The following is a 14,677-nucleotide window of genomic DNA, read 5'->3' as shown; positions in this document are numbered from 1 at the left end:
CGACACGATTTTCTGTGTCATAATTGCGGTCTTCCGCGGGAGTAGCTCAGTTGGTAGAGCGCAACCTTGCCAAGGTTGAGGTCGAGAGTTCGAGACTCTTCTCCCGCTCCAGATGAATGAAAAAGGGAAGCTGTGAAGCTTCCCTTTTTCTTGGGTCACATCCCAACAGCGGCGCGGTAGCAAAGCGGTTATGCACCGGATTGCAAATCCGTGTAGGTCGGTTCGACTCCGGCCCGCGCCTCCAGTCCCTCAGCCCCGCATCGCCGGGGCTGTTCTTTTTTTGCCTTACAGTGGCCGCGAGCCTCGATGGTGAAATTGGTAGACACAGCGGACTTAAAATCCGCCGCTTGCTTCAAGGCGGCGTACCGGTTCGAGCCCGGTTCGAGGCACCACAGAGACGGCCACCGCGACATGCGAGCCGATTGAGCGCAGAGGCGGACCACAGCAATGGCGAACTACGACAACGCCCCCTTCGAGATCCACGTGCACGGCGACGTTCCGCTGCGCGCGGACGTCACCTACGCGCAGCTCCAGGAAGCGCTCAAGCCCTTGTGGAAGTACGCGGGCGCCAAGTCGCTCGCCGATGGCGCCGAGAGCGCGTACGAAGAGGAGCCCGGCATCAAGTTCGATGCGCAGGAGCACCTGCTGACCATGTGCTGGACCGTTGCGGGCGACGAGAACTTCCGCCAGTCGCTCGACGAGATGTGCATGAGCCTCAATGAACTGGCGGAGCAGGGGGCGGCCATCGAGGTCACGTTCTACGACGCCGAGTTCGACGAGGAGGAAGAGCCGCCCGAGGCCGAGTCGCGTGACGACTTCGTGATGCTGTTCGTGGGTCCCACACCGGCAGCCATCATGCAGGTGCAGCGCGACCTGCTGGTCGAGGACGTCGTGAACCTGATGGAGCGCCATTTCGACAGCCAGGAACTGGGCGGGGTGGTGGCCGAGATCGACAAGCTGTTCTCGCAACGCTTCGACGCACTGGTCAGCTCGCTCGAGATCGGCAAGCCGCCGCGCGGCAGTGGTGGCGGCGGAAGTGGCGGCCACGGCGGCCGCCGACCGCGCCACCTCCACTGACGCCCCGGGGTCGGCGTTCCTGCCGGCTCCGCAGGCCTGCGACAGGGCTCCGGCGCGCGGCGTCCCCGTCAGTGGATGCCACAATCGGCGCCACCATGGCGCTGTTCCCCCAGGAAGCACTCAACCCTGGCGTCCGCAGGCGCGAGGTGTTCGGTTGGGCGATGTACGACTTCGCCAACTCCGGCTACACCACCGTGGTCATCACGGCCGTCTTCGCGGCCTACTTCGTGGGTGGCATCGCAGGCAAGGCGCCCTGGGCGACCTTCGCCTGGACGGCGGCGCTGAGCGCCTCCTACGCCATCGTGATGGTCACCATGCCCAGCCTGGGGGCCTACGCCGACCTGCGGGCCGCCAAGAAGCGCCTGCTGGTCGTCGCGACACTCGCCTGTGTCGCGACGACCGCCGCGCTGGCACTGGCAGGGCCTGGCTCGGTGGGCCTGGCGATCGTGCTCATCGTCCTGTCCAACACCTTCTTTTCGTACGGCGAGTCGCTGACCGCGTCGTTCCTGCCCGAGCTGGCACGGCCCGAGGCGATGGGCAAGGTCAGTGGCTGGGGCTGGGGATTCGGCTACTTCGGCGGCATGCTGGCGCTGGGGCTGTCGCTGGCGTACGTGCTCTGGGCCCAGCAACAGGGGATCCCGGCCGACCGGTTCGTGCCCGTGACCATGCTGCTGACCGCGGCCCTCTACGGCGGCGCGTCGGTGGTCACGTTCCGGCTGTTGCGGGAGCGGGCGGCGCCCGCGACCGGCGCCCTGGGGCAGGGCGGCCTGCGCGCCGCGATGCAGCGCCTGCGGATGACGTTCACCGAGGCCTGGCGCTACCGAGACTTCATGTGGCTGATGGCCTGTGCCGTCTTCTACCAGGGCGGCGTTGCGGTGGCCGTCGCACTGGCGGCCATCTACGCCGAGCAGGTGATCGGGTTCCAGCCGCAGGAAACCATGGCGCTCATCTTCGTGCTGAACCTGGCCGCTGCCGCAGGCGCGTTCGCCTGGGGCTACCTGCAGGACCGCATCGGGCACAAGCTGGCGCTGGGCAGCACGCTGGTGGGCTGGATGCTCACCTGCGTGATCGCCGCGGTGACGACCACCAAGGGAGGGTTCTGGTGGGCTGCGGCGATCGCCGGCCTGTGCATGGGATCGAGCCAATCGGCCGGACGCGCGATGGCCGGCATGTTCGCCCCGCGCCTGCAGGTGGCCGAGTTCTTCGGCCTCTGGACCTTCGCGATCCGCTTGGCCAGCATCATCGGGCCCCTGAGCTACGGGGCGATCACCTGGGCCACGGGCGGCAATCAGCGCATCGCGATCCTGTCGACCGCGGGCCTGTTCCTGGTGGGGCTGGTGCTGCTGATGAAGGTCGACGTGGCGCGAGGGCGTCGGGCCGCCCTGGACGCCGATGAGGCCGCGACCGCAGCGGCCACGGCCTGATGGTCGCCCCTGTCAGGCAGCCGCGACCGGGATGTTCCTGAATTCGCCGGTGGCGATGCGCTTGCTCCACTCGGCGGGCCCGGTGATGTGCGCACTGGTGCCGCCTGCATCCACCGCGACGGTGACCGGCATGTCGACCACGTCGAACTCGTAGATCGCTTCCATTCCGAGGTCGGCGAAGCCGACCACGCGCGCGGTCTTGATCGCCTTGGACACCAGGTACGCCGCGCCGCCGACCGCCATCAGGTAAGCCGACCGGTGCTTCTGGATCGCCTCGATGGCGGTCGGGCCGCGCTCGGCCTTGCCGATCATCGCGATCAGGCCGGTCTTGGCCAGCATCATGTCGGTGAACTTGTCCATGCGCGTGGCGGTCGTCGGGCCGGCCGGTCCGACCGCCTCGTCCTTCACCGGGTCGACCGGCCCGACGTAGTAGATGACCCGGTTGGTGAAGTCCACCGGCAACTGCTCGCCCCTGGCGAGCATGTCCTGGATGCGCTTGTGCGCGGCGTCGCGGCCCGTGAGCATCTTGCCGTTGAGCAGCAGCGTGTCACCCGGCTTCCAGCTCGCGACTTCCTCGCGCGTCAGCGTGTCCAGGTTCACCCGCTTGCTCTTCTGGGTGTCCGGCGCCCACTCCACCTTCGGCCAGAGATCCAGGCTGGGCGCCTCCAGGTACACCGGACCGCTGCCGTCCATCACGAAATGCGCGTGCCGGGTGGCAGCGCAGTTCGGGATCATGGCCACCGGCTTGCTCGCCGCATGCGTCGGGTACATCTTGATCTTGACGTCGAGCACCGTGGTGAGCCCGCCCAGGCCTTGTGCCCCGATCCCCAGGGCATTGACCTTGTCGTACAGCTCCAGTCGCAGCTCCTCGACCTGGGTGAGTTTCTCGCCGCGGCCGGCCTTGGCCTGCAGCTCGTACATGTCCAGGTCGTCCATCAGGCTCTCCTTGGCCATCAGGACCGCCTTCTCGGCGGTGCCGCCGATGCCGATGCCCAGCATGCCGGGCGGGCACCAGCCCGCGCCCATGGTCGGCACCGTCTTGAGCACCCAGTCGACGATCGAGTCGCTGGGATTGAGCATGACCATCTTGCTCTTGTTCTCGCTGCCACCGCCCTTGGCGGCAACGGTCACATCGACCTTGTCGCCCGCCACCAGCTCCGTGAAGATCACTGCCGGCGTGTTGTCCTTGGTGTTCTTGCGGGCGAACTGCGGGTCGGCGACGACCGAGGCGCGCAGCATGTTGTCGGGATGGTTGTAGCCCCGGCGCACGCCCTCGTTGATGGCATCCTCGAGCGAGCCGGTGAAGCCCTCGAAACGCACGTCCATGCCGACCTTGATGAACACGTTGACGATGCCGGTGTCCTGGCAGATCGGCCGGTGGCCGGTCGCGCTCATCTTGCTGTTGGTCAGGATCTGGGCGATGGCATCGCGCGCGGCCGGGCTCTGCTCGCGCTCGTACGCGCGTGCCAGGTGGGCGATGTAGTCGGCCGGATGGTAATAGCTGATGTATTGCAGCGCCGCCGCGATGGATTCGATCAGGTCGGCTTGCTGGATGGTCGTCGGCATGGTGTCGGGTGCGGGGAGGGCAGTCCCCGATTATCCCATCCGCTGCCGAGCCGCGGCCTCAGTCCAGACGTCGCCCCACGTAGCCCGCGGTCGGAAACTGGATCAGATCGAAGACCCGGTCAGTCGCCCGCTGGAACGGCGTCGAGTGCATCTGGCCGCCGTAGAAGCCGTCGGCGAGCAGCCGCGAGAGGTTGAGGCTGATGCCGACATAGAGGTCGCGCCGGCGTTCGCCCCCTGGGTCGAAGCCGCGGGCCTGGTAGCCCACCCCGAGTTCCAGGTACCGCAGCACCGGATGACGCTGCAGGGCGGCGAAGCCGTCCGCCTTGGTGACCAGCAGGTACCGCTGGCCCGAGTAGTCGCCGAAGGGGTCGAAGCCGGAGCCCGGGGAGCGCCGGTACGCGAAGCGGAAATCGAACTTGTCGTCGAGCGAGGGGTTGCCTTCGAGCACCACGCCCAGGGCAGCGCCCGCGATGTTCATCGCGGCATCCTGCGCGCTGAACTGGTAGGCGCGCGAGAAGCCGTCGAGCACCTCGATGCCGGTGAAGATGCCGAACGTGGTCCAGCCCGCCAGCCGGATCGCGGCTTCGCGGCTGTTGCCGGCGTACTCGAACAGCGGCGTCAGCAGCCGCACGTTGGCGTAGTTCGTGTACATGTGCCCCAGCTTGTCGGCGCCGCCGTAGGGCGTGTCCGCGCCGAACCATCCCTCGTTGGTCGTCTTGAAGCCGCCGCCGAAGCCGGTCTCCCACCACTTGGCCTGGCCATAGGCGGCGAACAGCGCAGTGCCCGTGCCGATGATGGCCGCATTGCGCCAGGTGAGGTCCGCCTGCCGTTCGTCCTGCCGAGCGGAGATCTGCGACGCTGGCGTCGACGGGCGGCCCTGCGCCGCGCGCCAGGGGCCGGTTGGTGGCGCATCCGCACCGAAGGTCCAGGGGGCGGGGGCGGGCTGCCCGACGGTTGCCGTCGCACCATCCGTCGGCTCGGCGATGGCGGGCAGCCAGCTGGCACAAGCCAGCAGCGGCAGCGCTCGCCGCGCCAGGAACGCAGGCAGGGTTCTTGTTCTGGGAAGCAGACGGAGCACGCTGCCACTCTAAGGCGCGGCTGGCAGGCGGATGGTGCCGGCTTCCGACGGGTAGCAGTTCTTACACCCGCACTCGCGACGGTCGTGCGGCGCCAGGCCATGTCAGTGCGACGGCAGAGCACGCGATGGCCGCTTGCGCCACAAGCTCGCGCGACTCTGGTACGGTGCCCCCTCGTTCCAACCTCCCGCCGACCATGCCCACCCGTACCGAGAAAGACACCTTCGGGCCGATCGAAGTCCCGGCCGATCGCCTCTGGGGCGCCCAGACGCAGCGCTCGCTGCAGAACTTCGACATCTCCGGCGAGCGACAGCCGCGCGAGATCATCCGGGCCCTGGTCCAGATCAAGCGGTCGTCGGCCGTGGCCAACCATCTGCTGGGCCTGATGGACGACCGCAAGGCGTCCGCCATCATCGCCGCCGCCGACGAGGTGCTGTCGGGGGGGCTGTGGGACGAATTCCCGCTGGTGGTGTGGCAGACCGGTTCTGGCACGCAGACCAACATGAACGTCAACGAGGTGCTGGCCAACCGTGCCTCGGAGCTCCTCGGCGGCCCGCGCGGGGAAGGGCGGCTGGTGCACCCGAACGACGATGTCAACCGCAGCCAGTCGTCCAACGACGTGTTCCCGACCGCGATGCACGTCGCCGCCGTCGACGCGATCCGCAGCCGCCTGCTGCCATCCCTGATGCAGCTCAGGGAGACACTGGCCGCCAAGAGCCAAGCGTTCCGCGACATCGTGAAGATCGGGCGCACGCACCTGCAGGATGCGACGCCGCTCACCCTGGGGCAGGAGTTCTCGGGGTATGTCGCGCAACTCGAGCAGGCGGACCGGCACCTGCACGCCAGCCTGCCCCATCTGTGTGAACTGGCGCTCGGCGGCACGGCGGTCGGGACCGGCCTGAACGCGCCGCCCGGCTACGCGGAGAAGGTGGCGGGCGAACTTGCGCGCCTGACCGGCCTGCCGTTCGTCACGGCCCCCAACAAGTTCGAGGTGATGGCCGCCGCCGATGCGCTGGTGCATGCGCACGGGGCGCTCAAGACGCTGGCCGCCAGCCTCATGAAGATCGCCAACGACATCCGGTGGCTGGCCAGTGGGCCGCGCAGCGGCATCGGCGAGATCTCGATCCCGGAGAACGAGCCGGGCTCCTCGATCATGCCGGGCAAGGTCAACCCGACCCAGAGCGAAGCGCTGACCATGCTGTGCTGCCAGGTGTTCGGCAACGACGTGGCGATCAACTTCGGCGGCGCCTCCGGCAACTTCGAGCTGAATGTCTTCCGGCCCATGATCGCCCACAACTTCCTGCAGAGCGTGCGGCTGCTGGCCGACGGCATGCGCAGCTTCGATGCGCACTGCGCAGTCGGCATCGAGCCCAACCGGGAGCGCATCGCCGAACTCGTCGGGCGTTCGCTGATGCTGGTCACCGCGCTGAACCCGCACATCGGTTACGACAAGGCAGCCCAGATCGCGAAGAAGGCGCACAAGGAAGGCACCAGCCTGCGCGATGCGGCGATTGCCAGCGGGCACGTGACGGCGGAGCAGTTCGACCAGTGGGTGCGCCCCGAGCAGATGGTCGGCTCGCCCCGCTGATGCCAACGCCGGACCGACCGACCATGCCCTTCTCGACCGAGACGCACCCCGGCGTGAGCAGCAGCGTGCCGCACGCCACGCAAGGCTTCGTGCTCAACCACTCCATGCTGCGGGTCAAGGACCCTCAGGTCGCCCTGGACTTCTACACACGGGTGCTCGGCATGCGCGTGCTGCGCAAGCTGGACTTCCCCGAGATGAAGTTCTCGCTGTACTTCCTGCACCGGCCGGTCGACGGCGAGGCGCCGCCCGAGGATGCCAGCGAGCGGACCGCCTGGACCTTCAGCCAGCGCGGCATCCTGGAGCTCACGCACAACTGGGGCACGGAGAACGACCCGCAGTTCCGTTACCACGACGGCAATGCACAGCCACAGGGCTTCGGACACATCTGCTTCTCGGTGCCCGACCTGGACGCGGCCGTGGCCTGGTTCGACCAGAACCAGGTCCGGTTCGTCAAGCGTCCCGACCAGGGACGGATGCGCGACGTCGCCTTCATCCAGGATCCGGACGGGTACTGGATCGAGATCGTGGAGGCCGGCCGGCTGAAGGCACTCGGACAGGTCTGAGCGGCCGGCCGCGTGCGGCCGCCGGTGCGTGCCGGCGCATGCACGCGGTCCGCCCGTCCCGCCAAAACGATGAAGGGGCCCTGCGGCCCCTTCATCGCTTGCTGCCCGACCGCTTACAGCGTGTCGATGAAGCTGCGCAGCTTGTCGCTGCGGCTCGGGTGCTTCAGCTTGCGCAGCGCCTTGGCCTCGATCTGGCGGATCCGCTCGCGGGTGACGTCGAACTGCTTGCCGACTTCCTCCAGCGTGTGGTCCGTGCTCATCTCGATGCCGAAGCGCATGCGCAGCACCTTGGCTTCGCGCGGCGTGAGCGAGTCCAGGATGTCCTTGACCACGTCGCGCAGGCCAGCCTGCATCGCGGCCTCGATCGGGGCCGTGTTGCCGGTGTCCTCGATGAAGTCGCCCAGGTGGCTGTCGTCGTCGTCGCCGATCGGCGTTTCCATGGAGATCGGCTCCTTGGCGATCTTCATGATCTTGCGGATCTTGTCTTCCGGGATCTCCATCTTGGCTGCCAGGATGCCGGCGTCCGGCTCGAAGCCGAACTCCTGCAGGTGCTGGCGCGAGATGCGGTTCATCTTGTTGATCGTCTCGATCATGTGCACCGGGATGCGGATGGTGCGCGCCTGGTCGGCGATCGAGCGGGTGATGGCCTGGCGGATCCACCACGTGGCATAGGTCGAGAATTTGTAGCCGCGCCGGTACTCGAACTTGTCGACCGCCTTCATCAGGCCGATGTTCCCCTCCTGGATCAGGTCCAGGAACTGCAGGCCGCGGTTGGTGTACTTCTTGGCGATCGAGATCACGAGGCGCAGGTTGGCCTCGATCATCTCCTTCTTGGCCTCGCGCGAGGACGCCTCGCCCTCGTTCATGCGCTTGTTGATTTCCTTCAGCTCGGGCAGCGGCACCACCACGCGCGACTGCAGGTCCATCAGCTTCTGCTGCAGCTCCTGGATCGGCGGGATGTTGCGGGCCAGCACGGTGCTCCAGGGCTTGCCGGCGGCCGCCTGCTTCTCGACCCACTTCAGGTTCAGCAGGTTGGGAGGGAACTCCTTGACGAAGGTCTCCTGCGGCATGCCGCACTTGTCCACGATGATGCGGCGCAGTTCGCGCTCCTTCTTGCGCACGTCATCGACCTGGCCGCGCACCATGTCGCACAGCTTCTCGATGGTCTTGGCCGTGAAGCGGATGGTCATCAGCTCCTCGGACAGGGCCTTCTGGGCCTTGTGGTACGCCGGGGTGCCGTAGCCTTCCTTGTCGTAGATCTTGTGGACCTTCTCGAACAGTTCGGCGATGCGGTCGAAACGCTCCAGGGCCTGGGCCTTGAGTTCCTCGAGCTTCTTGGTCAGCGCCTTGGAGCCGCCATTGCCGTCGTCATCGTCGTCCGCGTCGAACTCGTCGAAGTCCTCCTCGGCCACGTAGTCGTCGGCCTCGTTCGGATCGGAGAAGCCGTCGACGATGCTGGAGATGACGACCTTGCCCTCGCGGATCTCCGCAGCCATGCGCAGGATCTCGGCGATGGTGGCAGGGGAGGCGGAGATGGCTTCCATCATCGCCTGCAGGCCGCCCTCGATGCGCTTGGCGATCTCGATCTCGCCTTCGCGCGTGAGCAGTTCGACCGTGCCCATCTCGCGCATGTACATGCGCACCGGGTCGGTCGTGCGGCCGAACTCGCTGTCGACGGTCGACAGGGCGGCCTCGGCTTCCTCTTCCGCTTCCTCCACCGTCGCCGCGGTCGGCGTGGTGTTGTTCAGCAGGAGCATCTCGGCGTCGGGCGTCTGCTCGTACACCGCCACGCCCAGGTCGTTGAGCATGGTGACCACCACTTCCAGCGTCTCGGCGTCGACCAGCTTCTCGGGCAGGTGGTCGGTGATTTCGCCGTGCGTCAGGTAACCGCGGGTCTTGCCCAGCGTGATCAGCGTCTTCAGGCGCTGGCGCCGCTTGAGCATTTCCTCTTCGGACAGGACGGTCTCGTCCAGGCCGAATTCCTTCATCAAGGCGCGTTCCTTCGCCTTGCTGATCTTCATGCGCAACGGCTTGACCTTCTCGGTCGCCGTGCTCTCGGCTGCCGGCTCTTCCGCGAACTCCGCCTCGATATCGGACAGGTCCTCGTCCTCCGACTCGGCCTTGTCCCCGGCAGCCTTCGGCTTGCGGCCGCGCTTGGCACCGGCGGCCTTCGGCGGTGCGTCCGACTCGGCGGCAGCGGCCTTGGGCGGCCGGCCCGGCTTCTTCTTCGCGGGTTCTTCCGCGGCGACGGCGACCTTGGCGGTCTTCTTCAGTTCGTCCTTGGCGGCGGCTTTTTCGGGCTTGGCGGTGGCGGTCTTGGTACTGCTGGGCACGGGCTTGGCTTTCGTGGGAGTCTGCTTGCTGCCGGACCTGGTCGGGCTGTCGGCCGTCTTGACGACCTTCAGTCCCGCCTTGGCAGGCGCCGGAGCAGCTTTGATCACATTTTTCGCGCTGGGTTTCGCAGGCGGCTTGGCGAGCTTCGCGGACTTTTGAGCGGGCATGAAGAACCTCGGAACAACAAGAACGGCAGAAACTGGGGCGCCAAAAACTACCCGGCGCGGGCGACAGGCCGGCTGCGCAGCAGCCGGACCTTCATGGGCAAGATGGGTGGGCGAACATTTGGAGTGCAGTCCTTGCGGTGGATTGGCCCGGTCGTGCCCGCTGTGGGGTCACTGTCGGCCGGCCCGGAGGTGCTGCTGTCGCTCTTGCCGCTGACAAACCTGACATTATACCGCCAGGCCCGGATTTCAAGACCCGCTGCTCAGAGCGCAGCTTCCAGTCCCCGCCGTCGTGCATGCAGGTCGCGGTAGCGGTCCAGGTCGCCTGCGGCGATGGCCGCCGTCTCCTCGGCCTTCAAGCGGTCGACCAGCATCCGATCGAGCAGGTCGCGCAGCTCGGCCGTCGCCTCGGACAGGGGCGTTCCGGCCGTGGGCACCTCGCTCATCAGGCGCATCGCGAACTCCGCCAGGGGGTGCTCCGCGAGTGCTTCATGCAGCTGGCCCCAGGGCAGCGCGCCGTGCTCGTGCACCTGCGCGTCGAGCCAGCCGAAGAGCGCGCCGTGCTGCTCCGGCAGGGCGCACAGCAGGGCATGGTCCTCGTTGGTGAGCTGTTCCCAGGCCGTGGCGTTCGCCAGCAGCAGGCGGGCGGCATGGTCCGCCCTGCTCACGGGCGGCTTGCGGCCGGGAATACGCCGCGGCGCCTCCGGCCTGCGGGCCTGCGAGCGGGCCTCGCCGTCCGGGCGCGGCGGCTTGCGGCCCGGTCGCCGGGCCGGCCGCCCGCTCCAGAGTCCGGCCAGGTCGTCCGTCTCGAGTTGCACCTGGTCGGCGATCTCGCCCAGCAACTGGCGCTTGAGCGCGCCTTCGGGCAGCAGTTCCCACAGAGGCTTGGCGTTGGCCGCCAGGTGGGCGCGTCCCTCGGCCGTCGAGAGCTCGCAGCCTTCTCGGGCAGCTTCGAGGAGAAAGCGCGACAGTGGCATCGCCTCGGCCACGTGGCGGGCGAACGCGTCACGGCCGAAGTCCCGGATGTAGCTGTCCGGATCGTGCTCGGACGGCAGGAACAGGAACTTGACGCTGCGCACGTCGGTGGCATAGGGCAGGGCCCCATCCAGCGCCTTGCGCGCCGCGCGCCGTCCGGCCGCATCGCCATCGAAGCTGAAGACCACGCTGTCCGTGAAGCGGAACAGCTTGTGCACATGCTCCGGCGTGCAGGCCGTGCCCAGCGTCGCCACCGCGTTCGGAAATCCGTGCTGCGCCAGCGCGACCACGTCCATGTAGCCTTCCGTCACCAGCACGTAGCCGAACTCGCGCAGGTGGTTGCGGGCCTCGTACAAGCCGTACAGCTCCCGGCCCTTGCTGAACACCGGCGTTTCCGGCGAATTCAGATACTTGGGTTTCTCGTCGCCCAGGACGCGGCCGCCGAAGCCGATGCACTCGCCCTTGACGTTGCGGATCGGGAACATCACGCGGTCGCGAAAGCGGTCGTAGCGCTTGTCGTCGTCGCCGACGATCACCAGGCCGCTCTCGGCCAGCAACGGGTCGTCGTAGTTGGCGAAGACGCTGGCCAGGGCGCGCCAGCCTTCCGGGGCGTAACCGAGCCCGAACTCCCTGGCGATCTCGCCGGACAACCCCCGCCCCTTGAGATACGCGATGGCCCGGGCCGAGGATTTCAGATGCTTGCGGTACGCGCTGCCCGCCTTTTCCAGCACGTCGGTGAGCGTGGCCTGCTTCTGGCGTTCCTGCGCCGCGCGCTCGCGCTCCTGGGGCGAGCGCTCGTCCTCGGGAACCTCGAGACCGTACTGGCCGGCCAGGTCCTTCACCGCCTCGACGAAGCCCATGCCCGCGTGCTCCATCAGGAAGCCGATCGCGTTGCCGTTCTTGCCGCAGCCGAAGCAGTGAAAGAACTGCTTGGTGGGGCTGACGGTGAAGGACGGGCTCTTTTCCGCATGGAAAGGGCAGAGTCCCGAGAAGTTGGCCCCTGTCTTCTTCAGCTGCACATAGCGCCCGACGATCTCCACGACGTCGGCGCGCGCCAGCAACTCCTGGATGAACGACTGCGGGATGGCCATCTGCCGGTATTCTGACCCAACGGCGCTGCAGGACCGACCAGCACCGGGGAGCACCGGAAGCCCGCAGACCGCGGGGGGCAGCCCGGCGGCATACTGCGGCCATGCCTGTCCTCAGCCCGGCCGCTGCGCATGTGCTGGCCCACCCCGGCGCTTTCGCCCGGCAGGTGCTGCGAGGGTTCATGCAGAACCAGGGACTCCTGCTCGCCGGCGCGGTCGCCTACTACGCGCTGCTGTCGGTCGTGCCGTTGCTGATTCTCGCGGTGATCGCCCTGTCGCATCTGGTGGACCAGGCCGAACTGCTGGACACCCTGGGGCGCTACCTCGAATGGCTCCTGCCGGGGCAGTCGCGCGCAGTGCTCTCCGAACTGTCGTCGTTCATCGCCCACCGCGATGTGGTCGGGTGGGTGCTGCTGGGCACGATGCTGTTTTTCAGCTCGCTGGCCTTTGCGGTGCTGGAGAAGGCGATGTCGGTGATCTTCCTGCACCGGGTGGTGGTGCGTCGCCGGCATGTTCTCGTGTCGGCGCTGATGCCGTACTGCTACGTGTTCTGCCTGAGTGCGGGCCTGCTGGCGGTCACGCTGATGGCGAGCGGCCTGGAGACGCTGGGGCAGGAAAGCTTGCGGCTGGGCGGACGAGAATGGTCGCTGAGCGGGCTGTCGGTCGTGCTGCTCTACCTGCTCGGCCTGACAGGCGAGATCGTGCTGCTCACCTCCCTGTACATCGTGATGCCCGTCGGCCGACTGACGTGGCGCCATGCCTTGCCGGGCGGGGTGACGGCTGCACTGCTGTGGGAAGCCACGCGGCACCTGCTGGTCTGGTACTTCGGGACGCTCTCGCAGGTCAACGTGGTCTACGGCTCGCTGACAACCGCGATCGTGGTGCTGCTCAGCCTGGAAATCGCTGCCACCTTCCTGTTGCTGGGGGCGCAGGTGATCTCGGAGTACGAGCGACTGCACCGCACGCAGGCCAGCTGAGCGGTCGTCGATCAGTCTCCCCGGACCACGCCTTCGCGGCGCGGATCGGCTCCGCCGAACCAGAACATCTCGCCGTGCGCCTGGCCGCGGGTGATGGCCTGCAGCCCGCTGGTCATGGCCTGTTCGCGCACCTCGGCGCCGCGGGCGCGCAGGGCGTCCACCGTCGCCGGCGGGAACCGGTTCTCCTCCAGCACCGTGGGGCCGTTGACGGCTGCGAAGTTCGGCAGGTCGATGGCCTGCTGTGGCGTCATGCCCCAGTGCAGGACCGCATACAGCGCCTTGGCGGTGTAGTGGATGATCAGCGCGCCGCCGGGGCTGCCGACGCTCATCACCAGCTGTCCGGAAGCCTTGTCGAAGACCAGCGTGGGCGCCATCGAGGACCGGGGGCGCTTGCCGGGCTGGACGCGGTTCGCGACCGGGCGGCCCTGCGCGTCAGCGGGTGTGAAGCTGAAGTCGGTCAGCTGGTTGTTCAGCAGGAAACCCTTGACCATCTGCCGTGAACCGAACTGGTCCTCGATGGTCGTCGTCATCGCGACGGTCCGGCCTTGCGCGTCGACGATGCTGATGTGCGAGGTGCCGGATTCCGGCTGCGCCGGCATCGGGGCAAGCACCGCGCGTGCACCCGCCGGCATCCCGGGCTGGGCGACCTTCATGCTTCTCGGGCCGATCAGCCTGGCACGCTGCGCGAGGTAGGCCGGATCGAGCAGGCTGCTCCAGCGGCCGCCCGGCGGCTGGACGAAATCGGGGTCGCCGATGTACTGCGCCCGGTCGGCCAGTGCCAGCCGCGCGGCTTCCGTGTAGAGGTGCAGCCAGTCGGCGCCCGGCACGCCCTTGGCGAGTGGCAGTGATGCGGCGTCGGTGCGGGCCAGGATGCCCAGGATCTGGCCGATGGCAATGGCGCCCGAGCCGGGGGGAGGGAAGCCGCAGATGCGGAAGACGCGGCCGTCCACCCGCTCGTCGTGGCAGATCGGGTCGCGCTTCTTCGCCCTGTAGCCGGCCAGGTCGGCCAACGAGAGCTTGCCGGGGTTCGATCGATGCGCGTGCACCTTGTCGACGATGGCCTGCGCGATCTCGCCTTCGTGCAAGGCCGCGGAGCCCTCGGCGGCGATGCGCCGGAGCACGGCCGCCAGCTCGGGGTTGCGCAGCACCGTGCCGACGGCGTGCGGCTGGCCGTCGGCCTGGAAGAAGTACGCTGCGGCCGCAGGATCCTTGCGCAGGTGTGCGTCGGACGTGAGCAGGGCGTTCAGGCGCGGGCTGACCTGGAAGCCGCGCTCGGCCAGCATGATGGCTGGCTGGAACAGCGTGGCCCAGGGCAGCTTGCCGTGCTGCCGATGCGCCATCTCCAGCATGCGCACGGCGCCCGGCACCCCGACCGAGCGGCCACCGACGACCGCCTCATGGAAGGCCAGCGGCCTGCCATCAGTGCCGAGGAAGAGCTTGTCGTCGGCGGCCGCGGGGGCCGTCTCGCGTCCGTCGAACGCTTCGACCTCCTGGCCGTCGAAGTGGAGCAGGAAGGCGCCCCCGCCGATGCCGCTGGACTGCGGCTCCACCAGGGTGAGCACCATCTGCACCGCGACCGCGGCATCGATCGCCGAGCCGCCGGACACGAGAATCCGGTGCCCGGCCTCGGCGGCCAACGGGTTGGCGGCGGCAACCGCGAACCTCCGGCCTGCCCAGCCCGGTTGATCCGTGCGGCCGGCGGCGGCCTCCGGCTGCAGCGGGCGAGGCTCGCCGGCGCTGTCGCCGGGCGCGGCCGCACAGCCGGCGAGCGCCGCGGCGAGGGCCAGGGCCCGCACCGCGGTGTTCATGCAACGTCCTGCGCGCAGGCCCATGCGACCCTTGCGA

General features: G+C 68.1%; 10 protein-coding genes and 3 tRNA genes. 8 read left to right on the top strand and 5 right to left on the bottom strand.

All coding sequences use genetic code 11. The features are described from left to right. Window positions 1-35 precede the first annotated feature (35 nt). The 5 genes from VFE82_RS13305 to VFE82_RS13285 all read left to right on the top strand — a co-directional run bounded on the left by VFE82_RS13305 (window position 36) and on the right by VFE82_RS13285 (window position 2,501). A tRNA-Gly gene (locus VFE82_RS13305) sits at window positions 36-111 on the top strand. Between the two features lie 59 nt (window positions 112-170). Beyond that, window positions 171-244, top strand: a tRNA-Cys gene (locus VFE82_RS13300). 56 nt (window positions 245-300) lie between these two features. Next, window positions 301-392, top strand: a tRNA-Leu gene (locus VFE82_RS13295). A 55-nt stretch (window positions 393-447) separates the two neighbouring features. Continuing rightward, entirely contained in the window at window positions 448-1,077 is a 630-nt protein-coding gene (locus VFE82_RS13290) for a DUF6806 family protein (RefSeq protein ID WP_325000799.1), read from the top strand. Window positions 1,078-1,172: 95 nt separating this feature from the next. Then, window positions 1,173-2,501, top strand: a complete 1,329-nt coding sequence (locus tag VFE82_RS13285; RefSeq protein ID WP_325000798.1) for an MFS transporter — start codon at window positions 1,173-1,175, stop codon at window positions 2,499-2,501. Window positions 2,502-2,513: 12 nt separating this feature from the next. On the opposite strand, the gene VFE82_RS13280 is transcribed toward VFE82_RS13285, so the two are convergent. Together VFE82_RS13280 and VFE82_RS13275 are read right to left on the bottom strand one after the other, a co-directional pair. Beyond that, a complete protein-coding gene (locus tag VFE82_RS13280) occupies window positions 2,514-4,067 on the bottom strand; it encodes a fumarate hydratase (RefSeq protein WP_325000797.1) in 1,554 nt (517 codons plus the stop codon). A 58-nt stretch (window positions 4,068-4,125) separates the two neighbouring features. Beyond that, the gene (locus VFE82_RS13275; RefSeq protein WP_325000796.1) at window positions 4,126-5,145 is read right to left on the bottom strand and encodes a DUF2279 domain-containing protein; all 1,020 of its coding nucleotides are present in this window, start codon (window positions 5,143-5,145) and stop codon (window positions 4,126-4,128) included. Window positions 5,146-5,339: 194 nt separating this feature from the next. Between VFE82_RS13275 and fumC the strand changes: the two genes are divergently transcribed. Both fumC and gloA read left to right on the top strand, forming a co-directional pair. Continuing rightward, window positions 5,340-6,731 (top strand): class II fumarate hydratase, encoded by a 1,392-nt coding sequence (gene fumC / locus VFE82_RS13270; protein ID WP_325000795.1) that lies wholly within the window; start codon window positions 5,340-5,342, stop codon window positions 6,729-6,731. Between the two features lie 23 nt (window positions 6,732-6,754). Next, complete coding sequence (gloA, locus tag VFE82_RS13265) at window positions 6,755-7,294, top strand: lactoylglutathione lyase (RefSeq protein WP_325000794.1); 540 nt, start codon at window positions 6,755-6,757, stop codon at window positions 7,292-7,294. A gap of 113 nt (window positions 7,295-7,407) precedes the next feature. Here gloA and rpoD read toward each other — a convergent pair whose 3' ends face one another. Both rpoD and dnaG read right to left on the bottom strand, forming a co-directional pair. Further along, the gene (gene rpoD / locus VFE82_RS13260; protein WP_325000793.1) at window positions 7,408-9,795 is read right to left on the bottom strand and encodes an RNA polymerase sigma factor RpoD; all 2,388 of its coding nucleotides are present in this window, start codon (window positions 9,793-9,795) and stop codon (window positions 7,408-7,410) included. Window positions 9,796-10,055: 260 nt separating this feature from the next. Further along, window positions 10,056-11,858, bottom strand: a complete 1,803-nt coding sequence (gene dnaG / locus VFE82_RS13255; protein WP_325000792.1) for a DNA primase — start codon at window positions 11,856-11,858, stop codon at window positions 10,056-10,058. A 101-nt stretch (window positions 11,859-11,959) separates the two neighbouring features. Here dnaG and VFE82_RS13250 point away from each other — a divergent pair, with 101 nt between their 5' ends. Next, window positions 11,960-12,832 carry a YihY/virulence factor BrkB family protein gene (locus VFE82_RS13250; protein ID WP_325000791.1) on the top strand — a complete coding sequence of 291 codons (873 nt, stop codon included), beginning with the start codon at window positions 11,960-11,962 and terminating at the stop codon, window positions 12,830-12,832. 11 nt (window positions 12,833-12,843) lie between these two features. Here VFE82_RS13250 and VFE82_RS13245 read toward each other — a convergent pair whose 3' ends face one another. Next, the gene (locus VFE82_RS13245; RefSeq protein ID WP_325000790.1) at window positions 12,844-14,640 is read right to left on the bottom strand and encodes a gamma-glutamyltransferase family protein; all 1,797 of its coding nucleotides are present in this window, start codon (window positions 14,638-14,640) and stop codon (window positions 12,844-12,846) included. Window positions 14,641-14,677 lie beyond the last annotated feature (37 nt).

The sequence above is a fragment of the Ramlibacter sp. genome (genome assembly GCF_035655895.1).
Lineage (GTDB): Bacteria > Pseudomonadota > Gammaproteobacteria > Burkholderiales > Burkholderiaceae_C > Ramlibacter.
The sequence above is the reverse complement of the archived record's forward strand: the minus strand, read 5'-3'. Positions and strand labels throughout refer to the sequence as shown.

Coding starts and splice junctions, on each gene's coding strand:
- VFE82_RS13290 (WP_325000799.1), top strand. CDS start 448: ATGGCGAACTACGACAACGCCCCCTTCGAGATCCACGTGCACGGCGAC.
- VFE82_RS13285 (WP_325000798.1), top strand. CDS start 1,173: ATGGCGCTGTTCCCCCAGGAAGCACTCAACCCTGGCGTCCGCAGGCGC.
- VFE82_RS13280 (WP_325000797.1), bottom strand. CDS start 4,067: ATGCCGACGACCATCCAGCAAGCCGACCTGATCGAATCCATCGCGGCG.
- fumC (WP_325000795.1), top strand. CDS start 5,340: ATGCCCACCCGTACCGAGAAAGACACCTTCGGGCCGATCGAAGTCCCG.
- gloA (WP_325000794.1), top strand. CDS start 6,755: ATGCCCTTCTCGACCGAGACGCACCCCGGCGTGAGCAGCAGCGTGCCG.
- rpoD (WP_325000793.1), bottom strand. CDS start 9,795: ATGCCCGCTCAAAAGTCCGCGAAGCTCGCCAAGCCGCCTGCGAAACCC.
- dnaG (WP_325000792.1), bottom strand. CDS start 11,858: ATGGCCATCCCGCAGTCGTTCATCCAGGAGTTGCTGGCGCGCGCCGAC.
- VFE82_RS13250 (WP_325000791.1), top strand. CDS start 11,960: ATGCCTGTCCTCAGCCCGGCCGCTGCGCATGTGCTGGCCCACCCCGGC.
- VFE82_RS13245 (WP_325000790.1), bottom strand. CDS start 14,640: ATGAACACCGCGGTGCGGGCCCTGGCCCTCGCCGCGGCGCTCGCCGGC.